The 15,867-nt window shown below is 67.7% G+C and carries 14 protein-coding genes, 1 tRNA gene and 1 pseudogene; 5 read left to right on the top strand and 11 right to left on the bottom strand.

What is annotated here, in order from left to right; translation table 11 throughout:
- Positions 1 to 509: pseudogene (locus AC6EUH_RS08190) on the bottom strand (HNH endonuclease); the annotation flags it as partial.
- 77 nt (positions 510 to 586) lie between these two features.
- Positions 587 to 1,054, bottom strand: coding sequence for an ASCH domain-containing protein (locus AC6EUH_RS08185; RefSeq protein WP_056426036.1), 468 nt, complete (start codon positions 1,052 to 1,054; stop codon positions 587 to 589).
- Positions 1,055 to 1,180: 126 nt separating this feature from the next.
- Here AC6EUH_RS08185 and AC6EUH_RS08180 point away from each other — a divergent pair, with 126 nt between their 5' ends.
- Positions 1,181 to 2,374, top strand: coding sequence for an NAD(P)-dependent alcohol dehydrogenase (locus tag AC6EUH_RS08180; RefSeq protein WP_056426039.1), 1,194 nt, complete (start codon positions 1,181 to 1,183; stop codon positions 2,372 to 2,374).
- Positions 2,371 to 2,799: an HIT family protein gene (locus tag AC6EUH_RS08175; RefSeq protein ID WP_056426042.1), complete on the top strand. Its 429-nt coding sequence runs from the start codon at positions 2,371 to 2,373 to the stop codon at positions 2,797 to 2,799. Before AC6EUH_RS08180 ends, AC6EUH_RS08175 begins: the two co-directional genes overlap by 4 nt.
- A gap of 6 nt (positions 2,800 to 2,805) precedes the next feature.
- Here AC6EUH_RS08175 and hrpA read toward each other — a convergent pair whose 3' ends face one another.
- Both hrpA and AC6EUH_RS08165 read right to left on the bottom strand, forming a co-directional pair.
- On the bottom strand, positions 2,806 to 6,816 hold the full coding sequence (hrpA, locus tag AC6EUH_RS08170; protein WP_499738314.1) for an ATP-dependent RNA helicase HrpA: 4,011 nt from the start codon (positions 6,814 to 6,816) through the stop codon (positions 2,806 to 2,808).
- A gap of 160 nt (positions 6,817 to 6,976) precedes the next feature.
- On the bottom strand, positions 6,977 to 7,144 hold the full coding sequence (locus AC6EUH_RS08165; protein ID WP_200912976.1) for a hypothetical protein: 168 nt from the start codon (positions 7,142 to 7,144) through the stop codon (positions 6,977 to 6,979).
- 93 nt (positions 7,145 to 7,237) lie between these two features.
- Here AC6EUH_RS08165 and AC6EUH_RS08160 point away from each other — a divergent pair, with 93 nt between their 5' ends.
- The gene (locus AC6EUH_RS08160) at positions 7,238 to 8,206 is read left to right on the top strand and encodes a GlxA family transcriptional regulator (protein ID WP_056426048.1); all 969 of its coding nucleotides are present in this window, start codon (positions 7,238 to 7,240) and stop codon (positions 8,204 to 8,206) included.
- Here the strand turns inward: AC6EUH_RS08160 and AC6EUH_RS08155 are convergent.
- Both AC6EUH_RS08155 and AC6EUH_RS08150 read right to left on the bottom strand, forming a co-directional pair.
- The gene (locus tag AC6EUH_RS08155; RefSeq protein WP_056426051.1) at positions 8,203 to 8,499 is read right to left on the bottom strand and encodes a protealysin inhibitor emfourin; all 297 of its coding nucleotides are present in this window, start codon (positions 8,497 to 8,499) and stop codon (positions 8,203 to 8,205) included. The genes AC6EUH_RS08160 and AC6EUH_RS08155 overlap by 4 nt on opposite strands.
- 97 nt (positions 8,500 to 8,596) lie before the next feature.
- Positions 8,597 to 9,667, bottom strand: coding sequence for a M4 family metallopeptidase (locus tag AC6EUH_RS08150; RefSeq protein ID WP_056426054.1), 1,071 nt, complete (start codon positions 9,665 to 9,667; stop codon positions 8,597 to 8,599).
- 213 nt (positions 9,668 to 9,880) lie between these two features.
- Here AC6EUH_RS08150 and AC6EUH_RS08145 point away from each other — a divergent pair, with 213 nt between their 5' ends.
- On the top strand, positions 9,881 to 10,333 hold the full coding sequence (locus AC6EUH_RS08145; RefSeq protein WP_162238811.1) for an SRPBCC family protein: 453 nt from the start codon (positions 9,881 to 9,883) through the stop codon (positions 10,331 to 10,333).
- 71 nt (positions 10,334 to 10,404) lie between these two features.
- Here AC6EUH_RS08145 and AC6EUH_RS08140 read toward each other — a convergent pair whose 3' ends face one another.
- The 5 genes from AC6EUH_RS08140 to AC6EUH_RS08120 form a co-directional block, all read right to left on the bottom strand.
- Positions 10,405 to 10,758: a hypothetical protein gene (locus AC6EUH_RS08140; RefSeq protein WP_056426062.1), complete on the bottom strand. Its 354-nt coding sequence runs from the start codon at positions 10,756 to 10,758 to the stop codon at positions 10,405 to 10,407.
- A gap of 187 nt (positions 10,759 to 10,945) precedes the next feature.
- A tRNA-Arg gene (locus tag AC6EUH_RS08135) sits at positions 10,946 to 11,018 on the bottom strand.
- An 86-nt stretch (positions 11,019 to 11,104) separates the two neighbouring features.
- Positions 11,105 to 12,640 carry a ferredoxin--NADP reductase gene (locus AC6EUH_RS08130; protein ID WP_499738313.1) on the bottom strand — a complete coding sequence of 512 codons (1,536 nt, stop codon included), beginning with the start codon at positions 12,638 to 12,640 and terminating at the stop codon, positions 11,105 to 11,107.
- Positions 12,637 to 13,509, bottom strand: coding sequence for an FAD:protein FMN transferase (locus tag AC6EUH_RS08125; protein WP_056426068.1), 873 nt, complete (start codon positions 13,507 to 13,509; stop codon positions 12,637 to 12,639). The genes AC6EUH_RS08130 and AC6EUH_RS08125 overlap by 4 nt, the downstream gene beginning before the upstream one ends.
- A gap of 38 nt (positions 13,510 to 13,547) precedes the next feature.
- Complete coding sequence (locus tag AC6EUH_RS08120; RefSeq protein ID WP_056426071.1) at positions 13,548 to 13,982, bottom strand: FMN-binding protein; 435 nt, start codon at positions 13,980 to 13,982, stop codon at positions 13,548 to 13,550.
- Between the two features lie 218 nt (positions 13,983 to 14,200).
- Between AC6EUH_RS08120 and argS the strand changes: the two genes are divergently transcribed.
- Positions 14,201 to 15,865, top strand: a complete 1,665-nt coding sequence (gene argS, locus AC6EUH_RS08115) for an arginine--tRNA ligase (protein ID WP_056426077.1) — start codon at positions 14,201 to 14,203, stop codon at positions 15,863 to 15,865.
- The last annotated feature ends 2 nt before the right edge of the window (positions 15,866 to 15,867 follow it).

Genomic DNA, 15,867 nt, shown 5'->3' with positions numbered 1-15,867 from the left:
GGGTCCCGGCGGTAGGCCGCGGCCCGGGCCGCGGCGATGATGCGCCGGTCCCCGGCGCCGTCGAACGTCCCGGTGTCAGCGGCGAGCTCCTCGTCGACGGCCGCCCGGTCCTCCGCGGTCAGGCACGCGGTCTCCCGGACCAGGAGGGTGGCGCGCCATTCGTTGATCTGCCCGGCTTCCAGCGCCGCCAGGGTGCGCGGCATTTCGGTGACCAGGGCTTTGGCCAGGCCGAGGAGCCTGCCGCCTTTGGCGGGGGATTCGCGCCGGGCCAGGGCGATCTGCGCGGCGACCCCGGCCCCGAGCTGGTCCGCGGGCATCCCGGCGGCGGCCTGTTCACGGCGCTGGGCCAGGTCAAAAGCGACGGACAGGCGGGCCTGCCGGGCGGACAGGGCAGATTTCTGGTCCTCGAGATCACGGATCTGGTCGATCAGCGCAGCACTCTCACAGCCCGTGGCCGTGCTGTCTGTCGATGCTTCTGAAACCCCGCCGGGCTTCTGCTCGCCGTCCATAAAACCAACGTACCGGGCACCACCGACAACCAATGGAAGCCCCCGGAACGGGCCGGTCGGCCCGACGCCCTCTGACACTAAACCGAGCGTGCGTCCGCGTGCTCGGGCGGCCAGACCACGGCGAAGCGCTCAAACACGATCTCGTCGTCTTCTGACCATTCACGCCCGGCGGCGGCGGAGACCCGCGTCCAGTATCGGCGGTGTTCACGCTGCCAACTTTCCAGCGTCATGTCGTCTTCGCCCTCATCACGAGCGAAGGCGCTGTCAGCGCTCGTGAAGGGGCCGATGCGGAGTTCCCTGCTGCGGATGATGATGCGGGGCAGCCCATCGCCGTCGCAGGCAATCCAGTGGGATCCGATCCGGGGCACCTGGTCGCCGCGGGCGATGAAGTCCGCGACGAGTTCCGCCGTCGCGCGTTTCCTTCCGCTGAGAACAATACCGAGGAGATCGTTGGCGAGCCGTTTCGAATCACCGAAGTGCTCCACGGTGTATTCGGGGGACGCGGCAACGGCTTCGGGATGCGCGGCGGCGTAAGCGCCCCACATGCGGTCAGCTGCCTGGACATCGGCTGCGGTGACTGGTTGAGATTCCACGTCACTATCGTCGCAGGCACGGAACGAAAGCCCTCGTTCTGATTGGCCAACTCCCGCCGCCCGGGTTAGCGTCAAGTCATGACTCCTGGACGCCCCGTACCGCCGCCCCTCGCCAAGCCGCTGCCCGATCTGTCCGCGGACGCCGCCGACACCGAAGGCGCCACAGGCACCGCGGACGTAACGGGAACGCCGGGCCCCCGCCTTGCCGCCGCCTACGGTGCCACAGCCAGCGACAGCGGCCTGGTTCCGCTGACGGTGGCGCGCCGCTCGCCGAAAGAGGACGACGTCGAGATCGCCATCGAGTTCTGCGGGCTCTGCCACTCGGACGTCCACGCCACCCGCGGTGAGTGGGGAAGCCAGAACTACCCGCTGGTCCCGGGCCACGAAATCGTCGGCCGGGTCAGCCGGGTGGGCTCCGCCGTCGACGACTTCACCCTTGGTGAGCTGGTCGGCGTCGGCTGCCTGGTGGATTCCTGCCGCGAATGCGACAGCTGCCTCGACGGCCTGGAGCAGTACTGCGAAAACGGCATGACCGGGACTTACGGCGCCAAGGACCGCCGGAACGGCGACGCCATCACGCAGGGCGGCTACGCCACCTCCGTTGTCGTCGACCGCCGCTACGTGCTGCACGTCCCGGAAAGCCTTGATCCCGCCGCGGCCGCGCCGCTGCTGTGCGCCGGCGTCACAACCTACTCTCCGCTGCGCCACTTCGACGTCGAGGAGGGCGACGTCGTCGGCGTCGTCGGCCTGGGCGGGCTGGGCCATATGGCCGTGAAGCTGGCCAAGGCCATGGGCGCCGAAGTGAAGGTCTTCACCACGTCGGAGTCCAAATTCGCCGCAGCCCGCGAACTCGGCGCGGACGAGGTCATCCTGTCCCGGGACGAGGCCGCGATGGACGCCGCGAACCGGAGCATCGACGTCATCATCGACACCGTCGCCGCGCCCCACGACCTCAACCCGTACTTCCGCACCCTGCGGGTGGACGGTGCCCTCTTCCAGCTCGGGCTGCCCTCGGAAAAGATGCCCCCGGTGAACCCCGGCGCGCTGATCCGGCGCCGCATCGCGTACGCCGGGTCGCTGATCGGCGGCATCGCCGAGACCCAGCAAATGCTGGACTTTTGTGCCGAGCACGGCGTCACCTCGGACGTTGAGGTGGTGCGGGCGGACCAGCTCAATGACGCCTACGACCGCATGGTGGCCGGAGACGTGAAGTACCGTTTTGTCCTGGACACCAGTACCCTCGGAACACCCTCGGAAAGGGCAGACGCATGAGCACTCTCTTCACCAGGATCATCAACGGCGAAATCCCCGGCCGCTTCGTCTGGCGGGAGGACGACGTCGTGGCGTTCCTGACGGTTGGTCCGCTCGCCGACGGCCACACCCTCGTGGTTCCCACCGAGGAAGTGGACCGGTGGACGGACGCGTCGCCCGAACTGCTGGCCCGCGTGATGCAGGTGGCGCAGAAGATCGGTGCCGTGCAGGTCGGCGTGTTCGGCGCGGCACGTGCCGGCCTCATCGTGGCCGGCTACGAGATCAACCACCTGCACGTGCACGTGTGGCCGTCCAACACGATGGCGGACTTTGACTTCGGTTCGGCGGACCAGCACCCTGATCCGGCACGGCTGGACGCCAACGCGGAGAAGCTCCGCGAAGGCCTCCGGAACGCCGGGCACGCGGCCCACGTTCCGGAGGCCTGAGGCCCGCTACGCCGGCGCCAGCGCCTTGTTGAGCACCGCGCGGATCCGCTTCTCGGAAACTGAATACGCTGTTCCGAGTTCGACGGCGAAGAGGCTCACCCGGAGCTCCTCGATCATCCAGCGGACCTGGGTTAACTCGGCGCCGGCCCGCCGGCCCGGGATAAGCGCCGACACGGCGTCGTCGTAGTCGTCCTCCAGGGCCTGGACCGCGGCCATGTGCTGCGCATCCCGCTGGACGTTCGTCGGGAGCTTCTCCAGGCGCTTCTCGATCGCGGCGAGATAACGCGGGAGCTGGCTGAGCTGGCTGTAGCCCGTGCGTGCCACAAAACCGGGGAACACGAGCTGCTCCAGCTGGCTCTTGATGTCGTTGAGGGCGCTGATCAGGGCCAGGCTGCTGGTTCCCTTGAGGGCCTTCTCGATCCGGCGGGTGCTGGCGAGGATGCGCTCCACGACCGCGGTGACGGTGAAGACCGTGTCGATCAGCTCGGCGCGGACCTTCTCGTAGAGTGCAGTGAAGGACGCCTCGTCCCACGGCAGTTCGGCCGGGGTGAGCTTGTCGATGGCGGCGAGGGCGCAGTCCGCGATCAGAGCCGTGACCGAGCCGTGCGGGTTCTGGCTAAAGGTCAGCTTCTCGGTGTTGTTCAGGTGCTCCAGGACGTAGCGGTCAGGCGGCGGCACCTTCAGGGCGAGCAGGCGGATAACTCCGCCGCGCATGGCCTGCTCCTGTTCGGAACTGGTCTGGAAGAGCCGGAGGGCCACGGACGTTCCCTCGTCCACGAGCGCCGGATAGCCGGTGACGGTGTGCCCTTTCACCGTGCCCTTGACCTGGCGCTGCAGCGTTCCGAAGGACCAGGAGGTCAGCCCCGACTTCTCGGCGAACCCGGTCGAGGCCGCCGACGCAGCCGCCGCGGAAGCTGCTGAGCTTGGTGCCGCACCGGCCCCGGCGGACTTCCCGCCGGACCTGCCGTTCGACGCGGGCGCCGTCGTCGCGGGCGTGGCGCCCAGCGACTCGGCGATCGCCCGGCGCGTGGCCGGTGCCAGCCTTTCCTGCAGCGCCGTCAGCTCCTTGCCCTCGTCCAGCACCTTCCCCCGGGAGTCCACGACGCGGAAACTGACCCGCAGGTGCGGCGGAACGGCCTCCCAGTTCCAGGAATTCGGCGGGATGACCTGGCCCCGGAGCCGGCGCAGCACCAGCTCGAGGGAGGCCTCCAGTTCGTCGGTGGCCGGATCGAAGTCGGCTTGCAAGGCCGCGACGGCCTGCCGGGCGACGTCCGGGGCCGGCACGAAGTTCTTGCGCACCTGCTTGGGTAGCGATTTGATCAGGGCGGTGACCAGCTCCACCCGCTGGCCGGGAATCAGCCAGCGGAAGGCCGCGTCGTCGAGCTGGTTCAAGAACAGCACGGGCACCTCGGCGGTGACGCCGTCGGACGGATTGGGCGGCGATCCGGGGGCCACGGGATGGAACTCGTAGCTCAGCGGCAGCTCAAATCCCTTGTGCAGCATGGCTTGCGGGTAGGCCGAGTCGTCCAGGGCGTCGGCGTCTTCGCTGATCAGCAGCGCCTGGTCGAAATCGAGCAGGGCGGGGTCCTGCTGCCGCGCGTCCTTCCACCACTTGTCGAAGTGCCGCTCGGACACAACGTCCTTGCCGATCCGGGCGTCATAGAACTCGAAGAGCGTCTCGTCGTCCACCAGGATGTCCCGGCGCCGCATCCGTGCCTCGAGTTCCTCGACCTCGTGGAGCAAGGCCCGGTTGCGGTGGAAGAACTTGTGGTGGGTCTGCCAGTCGCCCTCCACCAGGGCATGCCTGATGAACAGCTCGCGGCAGAGTTCCGGATCCACCCTTCCGTAGTTGATCCGGCGGCTCGGGATGATGGGAACGCCGTACAGCGTCACCTTCTCATGGGCCATCACCGAGCCCATTTTCTTGGACCAGTGCGGTTCGCTGTAGCTGCGCTTGACCAGATCCGGCGCCACCTGCTCAACCCACAGCGGGTCGAACTTCGCCGCCACGCGGGCCCACAGCCGGCTGGTCTCCACCAGTTCCGCGGCCATAACGAAGGTGGGGGACTTCTTGAACAGGGCCGAGCCGGGGAAGATCGCGAAGCGGCTGCCGCGGGCGCCGGCGTATTCACGCTTGCGCTCATCGAGGATGCCCACGTGGCTCAGCAGGCCGGAGAGCAGGCTGATGTGGATGCCCTCATGGTTGCCCACGGGATCGGCCAGGCGCTTGTTGTCCAGGCTGATGCCAAGCGGCCGGGCCAGCTGGCGCAGTTGGGCGAAGAGGTCCTGCCACTCGCGGACGCGCAGGTAGTTGATGAACTCGGCTCGGCAGAGCCGGCGGAAGGCCGTGGAGGAGAGCTCCTGCTGCTTCTCCTGGAGGTAGTTCCAGAGGTTCAGGAAGCCGGTGAAGTCAGAATTCTCGTCCCGGAAACGCGCGTGCTTCTCCGCGGCGAGCTGCTGCTTGTCGGTGGGACGCTCGCGCGGGTCCTGGATGGTCAGCGCGGCGGCGAGGATCATGACCTCGCGAACACACCCGCGCTTGCCGGACTCGACGATCATCCGGCCGAGCCTCGGGTCCACGGGCAGCTGGGCGAGCTGCTGCCCGACGGCGGTCAACCCGCCGCCGTTTCTGCCTGCAGCGCCCGCCGGCCGGCGGCCGGTGCGTCCGTCGCCGTCGCCCGTTTCTTCCTGCGGGCGCGCAGCGCTCAGGGCGCCCAGCTCGCGCAGGAGGGTGACGCCGTCGTTGATGGCGCGGGAGTCCGGGGGCTCCACGAACGGGAAGTTCTCCACGTCCTTCGGCCCGCGGGCCACGCCCATTGCGGTCATCTGCAGGATGACGGCGGCGAGGTTGGTGCGCAGGATCTCCGGATCGGTGAACAGCGGCCGGGACTCGAAGTCCTCCTCCGAGTACAGCCGTATCGCGATGCCGTCGGAGACGCGGCCGCAACGGCCCGAGCGCTGGTTGGCCGAGGCCTGCGAGACGCGCTCGATCGGCAGGCGCTGGACCTTGGTGCGGTGTGAATAGCGGGAGATGCGCGCGGTGCCGGTGTCGATGACGTATTTGATGCCGGGGACCGTCAGCGAGGTCTCGGCGACGTTGGTGGCGAGGACAATCCGTCGCTTGTTGCCGGGGTGGAAGACCTTGTGCTGTTCCTGCAGGCTGAGCCGGGCGAAGAGGGGGAGTACCTCCGTGCCGGCCAGTCTCCGGTTGGACTGGATCCTGCCGTTGAGCGCCTCGGCGGCGTCGCGGATTTCGCGTTCGCCGGAGAAGAAGATCAGGATGTCGCCGGGCGCTTCCTGCGCGAGCTCGTCGACGGCGTCGCACACGGCGTCCAGCGGATCGCGGTCCTCCTCCAGTTCGTCCTCGGAGGCGGCCACGTCATCGTCACCGGGGGCCCCGCCGGCCGGCTGGGACAGCGGGCGGTAGCGGATCTCGACCGGGTAGGTGCGGCCGGAAACCTCGATGATCGGCGAGGGATCTTCCTCGCTGCCGAAGTGCCTGGCGAATCGCTGCGGGTCGATGGTGGCGGAGGTGATGATGATCTTCAGGTCCGGCCGCTGCGGCAGGATCCGCTTGAGGTATCCGAGGATGAAGTCGATGTTGAGGCTGCGTTCATGCGCCTCGTCGATGATGATGGCGTTGTACTTCCGCAGCAGTTTGTCCCGCTGGATCTCGGCCAGCAGGATGCCGTCGGTCATGAGCTTGACCTTGGTGTTGCGGCTGACCTCCCCGGTGAACCGGACCTGGAAGCCCACCTCCTGGCCGATGTCGACGCCGAGTTCCTCCGCGATGCGTTCGGCGACCGTACGGGCGGCCAGCCGGCGCGGCTGCGTGTGGCCGATGAGGCCGTTCTCGCCGAGGCCAAGCTCCAGGCACATCTTGGGAATCTGGGTCGTCTTACCGGAACCGGTCTCGCCGGCGATGATGGTCACCTGGTTGGCCGCGATGGCGGCCATCAGGTCCTCGCGGCGCTCGGAGACCGGCAGCTCGGCGGGGTAGGAGATATGCAGTGTCATGGCTGCACACAGTCTACTGGGAACTGTCCCGGTGGCGGTTCCGCGGCAATCCTCCCGGCAGGGAAGTGCCCGGTCCCTGGCGGGGCCGGGCAGCGGGGGCGGGTTTGTTTCTTGGGTAAGCGTTTCGTTGGGTGCGGCGCGATCCGGCTGCAGGGCCGGATCAGAAAATCCGGAAGGTGTAGTTGCTGCTGGGGAGGTCCAGTGCGGACCAGTAGTCCTCCGAGCGGACCGGGGGGTTGTGGCCCAGGCCGTCCTTGCGGAGGGCTGCGACGGTGGCGGCGACGCCGACGACGATGAGGACGATGAGTGCGATTCCGATGAGTTCCATACCTCCATGGTTCTCCGGTGGCACGGGCAAAAGAAGTGGCAGAAATGCCCAAAAAGCTATAATTTCTGCCACTGTTTCTGCCACAATGGAGTCATGATCAAATCAGTGGCAATGATCGTGGTCCCCAACTTCTCGGTCTTCGAGTTTGCGACCGCGTTCGAAGTGTTCGGCATCGACCGCTCGGCGCGTGGCGACGGCGTCCCCGCGTTTGATTTCCGCGTCTGCACCCCGGTGCCGGGCGACGTCCCGATGAAGTCCGGGCTGTCCATGCAGGTGAGTCTGGGGCTGGACTCCGCAGCGGACGCGGACCTGGTCATCATGACCCCCTTCGGCCGTGACGAGGACGTCCCCGAGTCCGTCCTGGACGCGCTGCGGGATGCCCACGCCCGCGGCGCCTGGGTTATGTCCATCTGCTCCGGGGCGTTTGCGCTGGCCCGGGCCGGCCTGCTGGACGGCCGCCGCTGCACCACGCACTGGCACTACTCCCAGGAGCTCGCCAGCCGGTACCCCGCTGCGATAGTGGATGAGAACGTCCTCTACGTCGAGGACAGCAGGATCATCACCAGCGCTGGCACGGCCGCCGGCATCGACGCTTGCCTGCATCTGATCCGGGTGGAATTCGGCGCGAACGTGGCGGCGGGCATAGCCCGCGACATGGTGGTTCCACCGCACCGCGACGGCGGCCAGGCCCAATTCATCGACCGGCCGATCCCGCGGTGCGGTTCCGAGCCCATGGAGGAACTCCTGCAGTGGATGGTGCGTCATCTGGGGGAAGACCATTCGGTCAACGAACTCGCCGCGCGGGTCCACATGTCTCCGCGGACGTTTGCCCGGCGCTTCCGTTCCGAAACGGGAGCCACCCCGGCCGCCTGGCTCAACTCACAGCGAGTGTTGCGGGCCCAGGAGCTGCTTGAGACCACGGACCTCAACATCGACGAAATCGCCCGCGAATCCGGATTCGGCCACTCGGTGCTGCTGCGGCACCACTTCGCCAAGGTGCTGGACACGAGCCCCCAGTCCTACCGCCGGACATTCCGCGGGCACCTGGCCGCCGCAGTCTAGGGGAGGCGCGGCTCCGGCTCTGCCGCGGCCTGGGCTGTCTCGACGAGATCCCGCCACGGCCCGGTGACGGCCTGCTCGGGCAGGGTTGCACGGTGCTGTCCGGCTCGGATGTTGTACAGGAACCGGTCCGGCTGGCCCACGGAGGCGCCCCGGCCTGCCCGTGGGACGGCGTCCCACGGGCAGGCTTCGATCAGCGGCTGCCAGAGGTCCGTGTCCTCCGGTGGCGTGGGCTGCACGGTCCACGTCCGTTTCATGCCGGCTATGCCGCCGCTGCGCTGGACGGTGATTTTCATGGGACGGTGATTTTCATGGGGCGGTGATCTTACTGGGGACGGTGATTTTCAAGATAGTGATTTTCATGGGGCGGTGAACTTCACGGGTCCCGGATGGTCATGAGCTGGGCTTTCGCCGGGCTCCGGGGAGCTTTACCTTCACAGTTTCCCACGCGGAGCGCACGGCGTCATGCTCGGCGGAGTCCGCCCCGAAGAGCTCCTTGGCAGACGCGGCGGTGGCCTTGGCGAACGCGCCGAACGTGGCGGTAGGAGACAGGGTGCCACCTGTCAGGGTCTCGTACCAGATTCGGCCCGGCGCATCCCACGCGTTGCCGCCGAGGGTCGTGGCAACCAGATAGAACGCGCGGTTGGGGATCCCGGAATTGATGTGCACCCCGCCGTTGTCGGCGCTCGTGTGGACATAGCCGTCCATCGAGTCCGGCTGCGGGTCCTTGCCGAGCACGTCGTCGTCGTAGGCCGTTCCCGGGGCCTTCATGGAACGCAAAGCGGTCCCTTGGACCTGGTCCGTGAACAGGCCCTCGCCGATCAGCCAACCGGCTGCGGCCGCCGGCTGCTGCTGGACAAACTGCTCAACAAGCGCCCCGAAGACATCGGACATCGATTCGTTCAGCGCGCCGGCCTGGTTGCGGTACACCAGCCCCGCAGAGTACTGGGTGACGCCATGGGCGAGCTCGTGGCCGATCACGCTCAGTGACTTCGTGAACCGCTGGAACACCTGGCCGTCGCCGTCACCGAAAACCATTTGCTGTCCGTCCCAGAATGCGTTGTCGTACAGGCGGCCGTAGTGGACCGTGGCATCAAGGTGGAGGCCGTTGCCGTCGATCGAGTTTCGGCCGAAGGCTTCGGCGTAGAGGCGGTGGGTGTGCCCCAGCCCGTCATAGGCCTCATCAGCGGCGGGATCACCGGTGGGCGGTTCCCCCTCTTTGCGGACCGCGCTGCCGGGGAGCTGGTCGGTGAACTTGGCGTCGTAGACCGTCCGCTCCGGCGCGGCCGGCTTGGGCTCGCGCAATCCCGGGTGGCTGCCGGGACCGGGCATTGCCCGGGACGCCTGGAAGCTCGGGACGTGGTGCAGGGCTTCCTTCGCCGCGCGGGCGGCGTCGGAGAGCTCCGGCACGCGCTGGGCCGCCAGGCGGCGGAGCATGTAGGGCGGAATGATGGAACAGTGCATGTGAGACCCCTTTGTGCTTCGGCGGGATCCCGACGTGGTGCGGCAGCCGGCACCCAGTCCAGTCGCCCGGCCGCCGGAATCCCGCTGCCGATGCAGACAGCCTACGAGCGGGCGCCGACAATTGGCAGGGTGCCGCGCCCGCTCCTTCGGTCCGCTGTGCTGCGTCTTGCACTTCGTACTGGTGGCCGGCTGAGCCCGGACGTAAAATCACGCATGGAAAAGTTACGGTATTCGGTGACGATCAACGCCCCCGTGCAGGACGTGTGGACCACCATGCTGAACGAAGCCACGTACCGCGAGTGGACCAGCGTATTCGGCGAGTCCTCCTACGAGGGGGACTGGAACCAAGGGAGCGAAATCCGTTTCCTGGGGCACGACGGCGACGGTTCCGTGGCGGGGATGATCGCCACGGTGGAGGAAAACCGGCCGAACGAGCTGATCTCCCTGCGCTACACCGGGCAGGTCGTCAACGGCGAGGATGACACCACGAGCGAGGCTGCGAAGGCCTTTATGGGTTCCCACGAAAAGTACGCCTTCAGCGAGTTCCAAGGGGCAACCACGGTGGACGTGGAGCTTGACAGCGAGGACGAATTCGTCGCCATGTTCGACGACGCCTGGCCGCCTGCCCTGGAGAAGCTCAAGGAGATCGTCGAAACCCGGAACTGACGCCGTATCAACGGCCGACGCGCGGCATCAACGCCCGACGCCATCAACGCCCGACGCCAGGTCGGGCCGGGTCAGGCGGCCCGGCGGTCGAATGCGTCCTGCCACCGGGCATGCTCGAGGTCGGAGTCCAGCCGACGGCTGGCAGTCCACCTGGGCAGGTAGTCCGGCGTGGGCCTGACCTCTGGCCTGGTCTGTGCGGGCCTAGGTTTGGGCTTGACCTCCGGCCGGGTCTGGACGGGTTTGCGCTTGACCTCCGGCCGGGTCTGGACGGGTTTGCGGGGGCGGATCGGCTTCGGCTTCGCTCCTGCAGCGAACGCGATCCACCACCTGATGCAGGTTACAAGTGCCCAAAGGATGAGCCCCGCCAAGATGACTTGCCAGAGAGCGACCACTACCCCAAGGGCGAGCAGCACGACGATCCACATGGTTACACCATTGCATACGCAACGCGCCTGGAAATAGGGTCTTTTTGCCTTATCCCCAAAGCCGGAGACCAGCATCTCCCGCCACAAACACTGTCGGATGCCAAGAGGTGGTTGCCGGCAAGGTGCCGGGCATTTTCCGGGCAAGGGAAAACCCCGCCGTTTCACTGAAACGGCGGGGTTTTGTGTGTGCCCTCGATTGGAATCGAACCAACGACCTTCTGCTCCGGAGGCAGACGCTCTATCCCCTGAGCTACGAGGGCAGTCAGGGTTCCTGCCGTTACCGGCGGGACGTCCTAGAGCTTAGCAGGAAGGTGGGCTCCAAGGGAAAATCGACACTCCCGGCACCTCAGTACCCGGAGAAGGAGTCCACGCGGACCCGCCGCGCCCCGGCCTGGCGGGCGGCAGTGCGGAGGGAACGGACGCTCGCGGGCGAGCCGGACACGTAGACTTCACGGCCGGCGATGTCAGGGACCAGCTCCTTCAGCGCCGCGCCGTCGATCCGGGCCGCGCCGGCGTCCTGCATAAAGGCGGGCGGCGGGGAGCCGTCGGAAAGCCTCGCGATGACCCGCACCCCGGCACGTTCCAGTTCTTCGGCATAGGCGAGCTCGCCGGTGGTCCGGGCGAGGTACAGCAGGACCACGTCGCGGTCCCCGGCGGAGCCGTCGGACAGCTGGGCAAGGTATGGCGTGATGCCGATGCCCGCCGCGATGAGCAGCACCGGCGTTCCGGGATTCCGCGGCAGGACAAAGTCCCCGCCCACAGTCGTGGCCGTCAGCTCGTCGCCGGCCTCCAGGTCAAGGAGCGCCCGCTTGGCGGTGGACAGCGGACCGGCCGTTCCCACACCGATCCTGAGCTCGGCGGAGCCCGGGGGACTGGTCAGGCTGAACACCCGCCGCCGGCCCTTGTGGTCGGCCTTCCCGTGTGGCAGGTTCAGTTCGATGTACTGCCCCGGGGTGAAGCGGAGCGGGCGCTCGGGCTGGAAGCTGAACTCCGTCGTCGTCGGGGTCAACGGCCGGGAGCTGCGGAAGCGGAGCAGGACGCGGCCGCGCTGCCCGGCGATGAAGGCGAGCGCATTGCCCGCCAGCAGCGCAAGCTCCGGGGAGTTGGCCACGAAGCCCAGGTTGTAGGGGACGGCGAACAGCAGGCCGACGACGGCGGCCAGCGCCAGCTGCTGCCACCGGCGCGGCGGCAGGGTGAGCGGCTCGGTCAGCATAAAGCCGACGAAGAACAGCACCGGGCGCTGGGCGATGGGCTGCCATAGCGCTTCGCCCAGGGACATGCCGGCGCGCAGTAGTTCCACGGCCACGATTGACACCGCCACCAGCGTGAACACCGCCCCCATCAGCAGCTTCCGGACCCGGTACAGAACCAGCAGGGCCCCGGGCAGCACGAGCCAAAGCATCGCGGGGGTCGCGGCCCACCAGGTGGCGATATTGAGTCCCGTCAGCCCGGTGATGAAGGCTCCGGCCGCGGCGGGATTGAAAATGTGCCGGCCGCGCCAGGCCAGGGCGTACTTGGAGGCCGATGCGAGCACGCAGGCCAGGGCAACACCGGCCAGGTCCAGGTACTGCAGCCCTGCCGAGAACTGCGTCGGCCAGAAGAGGAAATAGAGCAGCAACCCCGTGATGAGCGAGGATTCAGAGTGCGGGCGCACGTGGAAGAGCGCTGCAATGGCACGGTTGGAGGCATACGTCAGGCCGAGGCAGAGCGCCAGATGGGCGATCATCTCCGGGAGCCCGAACGTCAGCCACCCGAGCACGTTCAGGAGCAGGCTGTAGCCGGCCAGCACGGCAAGGACCCAGAGGACCAGCCGGTACATCGTGAAGCGGCCCAGCGCCGTGTCCAGCCGTGAACCGATCGGAGTGGAAATTGTGGCGGTCATGAGAACAGCACCCCTTCAAAATCGGCCGAATACTCCGCGTGGCCGTCCGAGTAGACGGTCAGCCACGAACAGTCGAACTCCTGCTGGAGCCGGAACCCGTCGACGAAAAACAGGGCCGTTGCCAGCGCATCGGCCGTCATGGCGCTCGCCGCCATGGCCCAGCTTGCGACGACGGTGCGTACCGGCGCGCCGGTGGTGCCGTCCAGCACGTGATGCAGTCCGTCGCCCCAGGCCCGCCGGTTGGCGGCGGAGGCACAGAGTGCGCCGGTCCCGAGGCTGACGATTCCAATCGCCCGGGCCGGATCGTAGGGATGCTCGAGGCCCACGTCCACCGGCGCGGGCCCGGCGTTGAGCAAATCACCGCTCGCATCGATGAAGTGCTCTCGGACGCCTCCTTCGCGCAGCACGGCCGACAAGAGATCCGCCAGTTGCCCCTTTCCGGCCGCCCCGACGTCGATCACCACCGGGGCGCGGGTGGTCAGCACGGTGCCCTGCCAGTCCAGCACGTCGTCCCAGGGCGGGGCGGGCTGCGGCGGGCCATCCTGGCGCAGGGAGTAGCCGGCGTCGTAGCCGAGGTGTTCCAGGCTGCCGCCAATCAGCGGGGTCATGGCCCCGCCGCTGAGCCGGTACAGGGTTTCGTAGAGCGGCCCCAGGGCCGCGGCCCCGGCGGGAAGCTCGTAGCGTCCCGGCTGCCGCGCGGCGCCCGCGATTAGCGAGTCCGGCCGGAAACGGGACCAGGCGGCGTCGTAATCTGCCACGGTGTCCAGCAGCTGGCGGCGGTGCGCGCCGGAGAGCGGGGACGGCGTCGAGATCTCCCAGCGGGTACCAATCCCGTCGAAGCTGAAGCCCGTCCAGCCCGGATGCGGCACGTTTCCTCCTCCTGCTACTGGCAGGTTACGACTTGCTGCTACGCCTGGGCCTCGGACTTGATCTTTTCCACGGCCTGGTTGAAGCCGCCGCTGGTCAGCGACGAACCGGCCACCTTTGAGACCTTGATCTCGTCGAGCTGCTTGCCGACGATCTGGGACTGGATGCCGCCGGCGAACTCGCCCTGGAACTTCCGGGTGTTCGGGTTGGACGGGTGCTGGGTGATCTTGACGTCGGTCACGGCTCCGCCGGCAAGCGTCAGTTCGACGCCCACGGTCTCGTTGCCGTTCGGTGAGACGTAGTTTCCGTCGGCGCTGTAGGTGCCGTCCTGGTAGCTGCCGCCCGTTGCGGCAGACGGCGCGGCGGAGGTGTTCTGCGGGCCGGAGGCCTGTCCGGGCGCGCAACCAGCCGCGGAACCGGCCAAGGAAAGTCCGGCGATGCCGACGACTACGCTTTTTCGGAGAGAGGTGTTCATGCAGCGGCTCATTTCTCTGGCGACGATCGGATGGGGAGTGAACGCCGAAGCCCGCCAGGGGCGGCCCGCAGCTGACACTCCGATGACGACGTTTCTTTCAGCGTAGTGGTTCACCCTGTGATCCTGCCGCTACAAGCTGTGGTTTTTCCGCAGGCCGCCGGCGGGGTATGACGGGCGCCAAATTCCGCCACCCTGCGGGCCACCGGTAGGCTGGAACTGTGACCCCTGAAGAACTCTCCCTCGCCATATCCGCCTGCCTGAAGGACGCCGTCGCCGCCGGTGAAATCGGGCTTTCCGCATCCGACGTCCCGGATGAGGTGCGCGTTGAGCGGCCGAAGAACCGGGACCACGGCGACTGGGCCACCAACATCGCCCTTCAACTGGCCAAAACAGCCGGCACCAACCCTCGGGAGTTCGCCTCGGTCCTGAGCGCCCGGCTGAAGTCCATCGACGGTGTGTCCGCCGTCGACATCGCCGGCCCCGGGTTCCTGAACATCACCGTTGACGCCGCCGCCGCCGGCGCCCTCGCCAAGGCCATCGTCGAAGCCGGGCCGGCCTATGGCACCAACACCGCGCTCGCGGGCCACACGGTCAACATGGAGTTCGTCTCCGCGAACCCCACCGGGCCGCTGCACATCGGGCACACCCGCTGGGCTGCCCTGGGCGACGCGATCGCACGCGTCCTGCGGGCCTCCGGCGCGGACGTCACGGCCGAGTACTACATCAACGACGCCGGATCGCAGATGAACGTCTTCGCGCACTCCGTGCTTTCGCGGCTCCACGGCCGCGGCGTCCCGGAGGGCGGCTACCCCGGCGAATACATCGCCGATCTTGGCCACGAGGTACTGACCCAGCATCCGGACATCCGTGAACTGACCGACGTCGCCGCGCTGCCGGTGATCCGCGGCGCGGCGTACAAGGCCCAGCTGCACGACATCAAGCGCACCCTCGCCGAGTTCGGCGTCGAATTCGACGTCTACTTCTCCGAGCAGGAACTCCACGACGCCGGAGCGATCGAGGACGCCGTCGCACGGCTCCGGGAGCAGGGCCACGTCTACGACGACGGCGGTGCGGTCTGGCTGCGCACGACGGACTTCGGGGACGACAAGGACCGTGTGATGATCCGCGCGAACGGCGAGCCGACCTACTTCGCCGCTGACGCCGCCTACTACCTGTCCAAGAAAGACCGCGGCTACACGGAAAAGATCTACCTGCTGGGCGCCGACCACCACGGCTACATCAACCGGCTCAAGGCCATTGCCGCCGCCGCCGGCGACGACCCCGAGGTCAATATCGAGGTCCTGATCGGCCAGCTGGTCTCCGTCAACGGCGCCAAGCTCTCCAAGCGTGCCGGAAACATCATTGAGCTCAAGGACCTCATCTCCTGGCTGGGCAAGGACGCGGTGCGTTACTCGCTGGCGCGTTTCCCGGCCGATTCGCCGCTGACGCTGGACCCGGAGCTGCTGAAGAAGCACAGCAACGAGAACCCGGTGTTCTACGTCCAGTACGCGCACGCCCGTTCCCGCGGCACCGCACGCAACGCCGTCGCGGCAGGGGTGGAGCGCCGTGTGGACGGCAAAGACTGCTTCGAGGCGTCCCTCCTGGAGCACGCGACCGAGAACGAACTGCTGTCCCACCTGGGCAGCTACCCGTCGATCGTGGCCAGGGCCGCCGAACTGCGCGAGCCGCACCGCGTGGCCCGCCACCTCGAGGTCATCGCCGGCGCCTACCACCGCTGGTACGATGCCTGCCGGGTGGCTCCGCAGGGCGACGAGCCGATCACCGACCTTAACCGCACGCGGCTGTGGCTCAACGATGCCACGAGCCAGGTGCTGGCGAACGGACTGGAACTGCTGGGCGTCTCGGCGCCGGAACGGATGTAAGC

It is taken from the genome of Arthrobacter sp. 001422645 (genome assembly GCF_059816125.1).
This window is presented reverse-complemented; position numbering and strand designations above follow the sequence as displayed.

What these genes read in the sequence shown, in the direction of transcription:
- AC6EUH_RS08185 (WP_056426036.1), bottom strand. Translation starts at nt 1,054, where the DNA reads ATGTGGGGCGCTTACGCCGCCGCGCATCCCGAAGCCGTTGCCGCGTCC.
- AC6EUH_RS08180 (WP_056426039.1), top strand. Translation starts at nt 1,181, where the DNA reads ATGACTCCTGGACGCCCCGTACCGCCGCCCCTCGCCAAGCCGCTGCCC.
- AC6EUH_RS08175 (WP_056426042.1), top strand. Translation starts at nt 2,371, where the DNA reads ATGAGCACTCTCTTCACCAGGATCATCAACGGCGAAATCCCCGGCCGC.
- hrpA (WP_499738314.1), bottom strand. Translation starts at nt 6,816, where the DNA reads ATGACACTGCATATCTCCTACCCCGCCGAGCTGCCGGTCTCCGAGCGC.
- AC6EUH_RS08165 (WP_200912976.1), bottom strand. Translation starts at nt 7,144, where the DNA reads ATGGAACTCATCGGAATCGCACTCATCGTCCTCATCGTCGTCGGCGTC.
- AC6EUH_RS08160 (WP_056426048.1), top strand. Translation starts at nt 7,238, where the DNA reads ATGATCAAATCAGTGGCAATGATCGTGGTCCCCAACTTCTCGGTCTTC.
- AC6EUH_RS08155 (WP_056426051.1), bottom strand. Translation starts at nt 8,499, where the DNA reads ATGAAAATCACCGTCCAGCGCAGCGGCGGCATAGCCGGCATGAAACGG.
- AC6EUH_RS08150 (WP_056426054.1), bottom strand. Translation starts at nt 9,667, where the DNA reads ATGCACTGTTCCATCATTCCGCCCTACATGCTCCGCCGCCTGGCGGCC.
- AC6EUH_RS08145 (WP_162238811.1), top strand. Translation starts at nt 9,881, where the DNA reads ATGGAAAAGTTACGGTATTCGGTGACGATCAACGCCCCCGTGCAGGAC.
- AC6EUH_RS08140 (WP_056426062.1), bottom strand. Translation starts at nt 10,758, where the DNA reads ATGTGGATCGTCGTGCTGCTCGCCCTTGGGGTAGTGGTCGCTCTCTGG.
- AC6EUH_RS08130 (WP_499738313.1), bottom strand. Translation starts at nt 12,640, where the DNA reads ATGACCGCCACAATTTCCACTCCGATCGGTTCACGGCTGGACACGGCG.
- AC6EUH_RS08120 (WP_056426071.1), bottom strand. Translation starts at nt 13,982, where the DNA reads ATGAACACCTCTCTCCGAAAAAGCGTAGTCGTCGGCATCGCCGGACTT.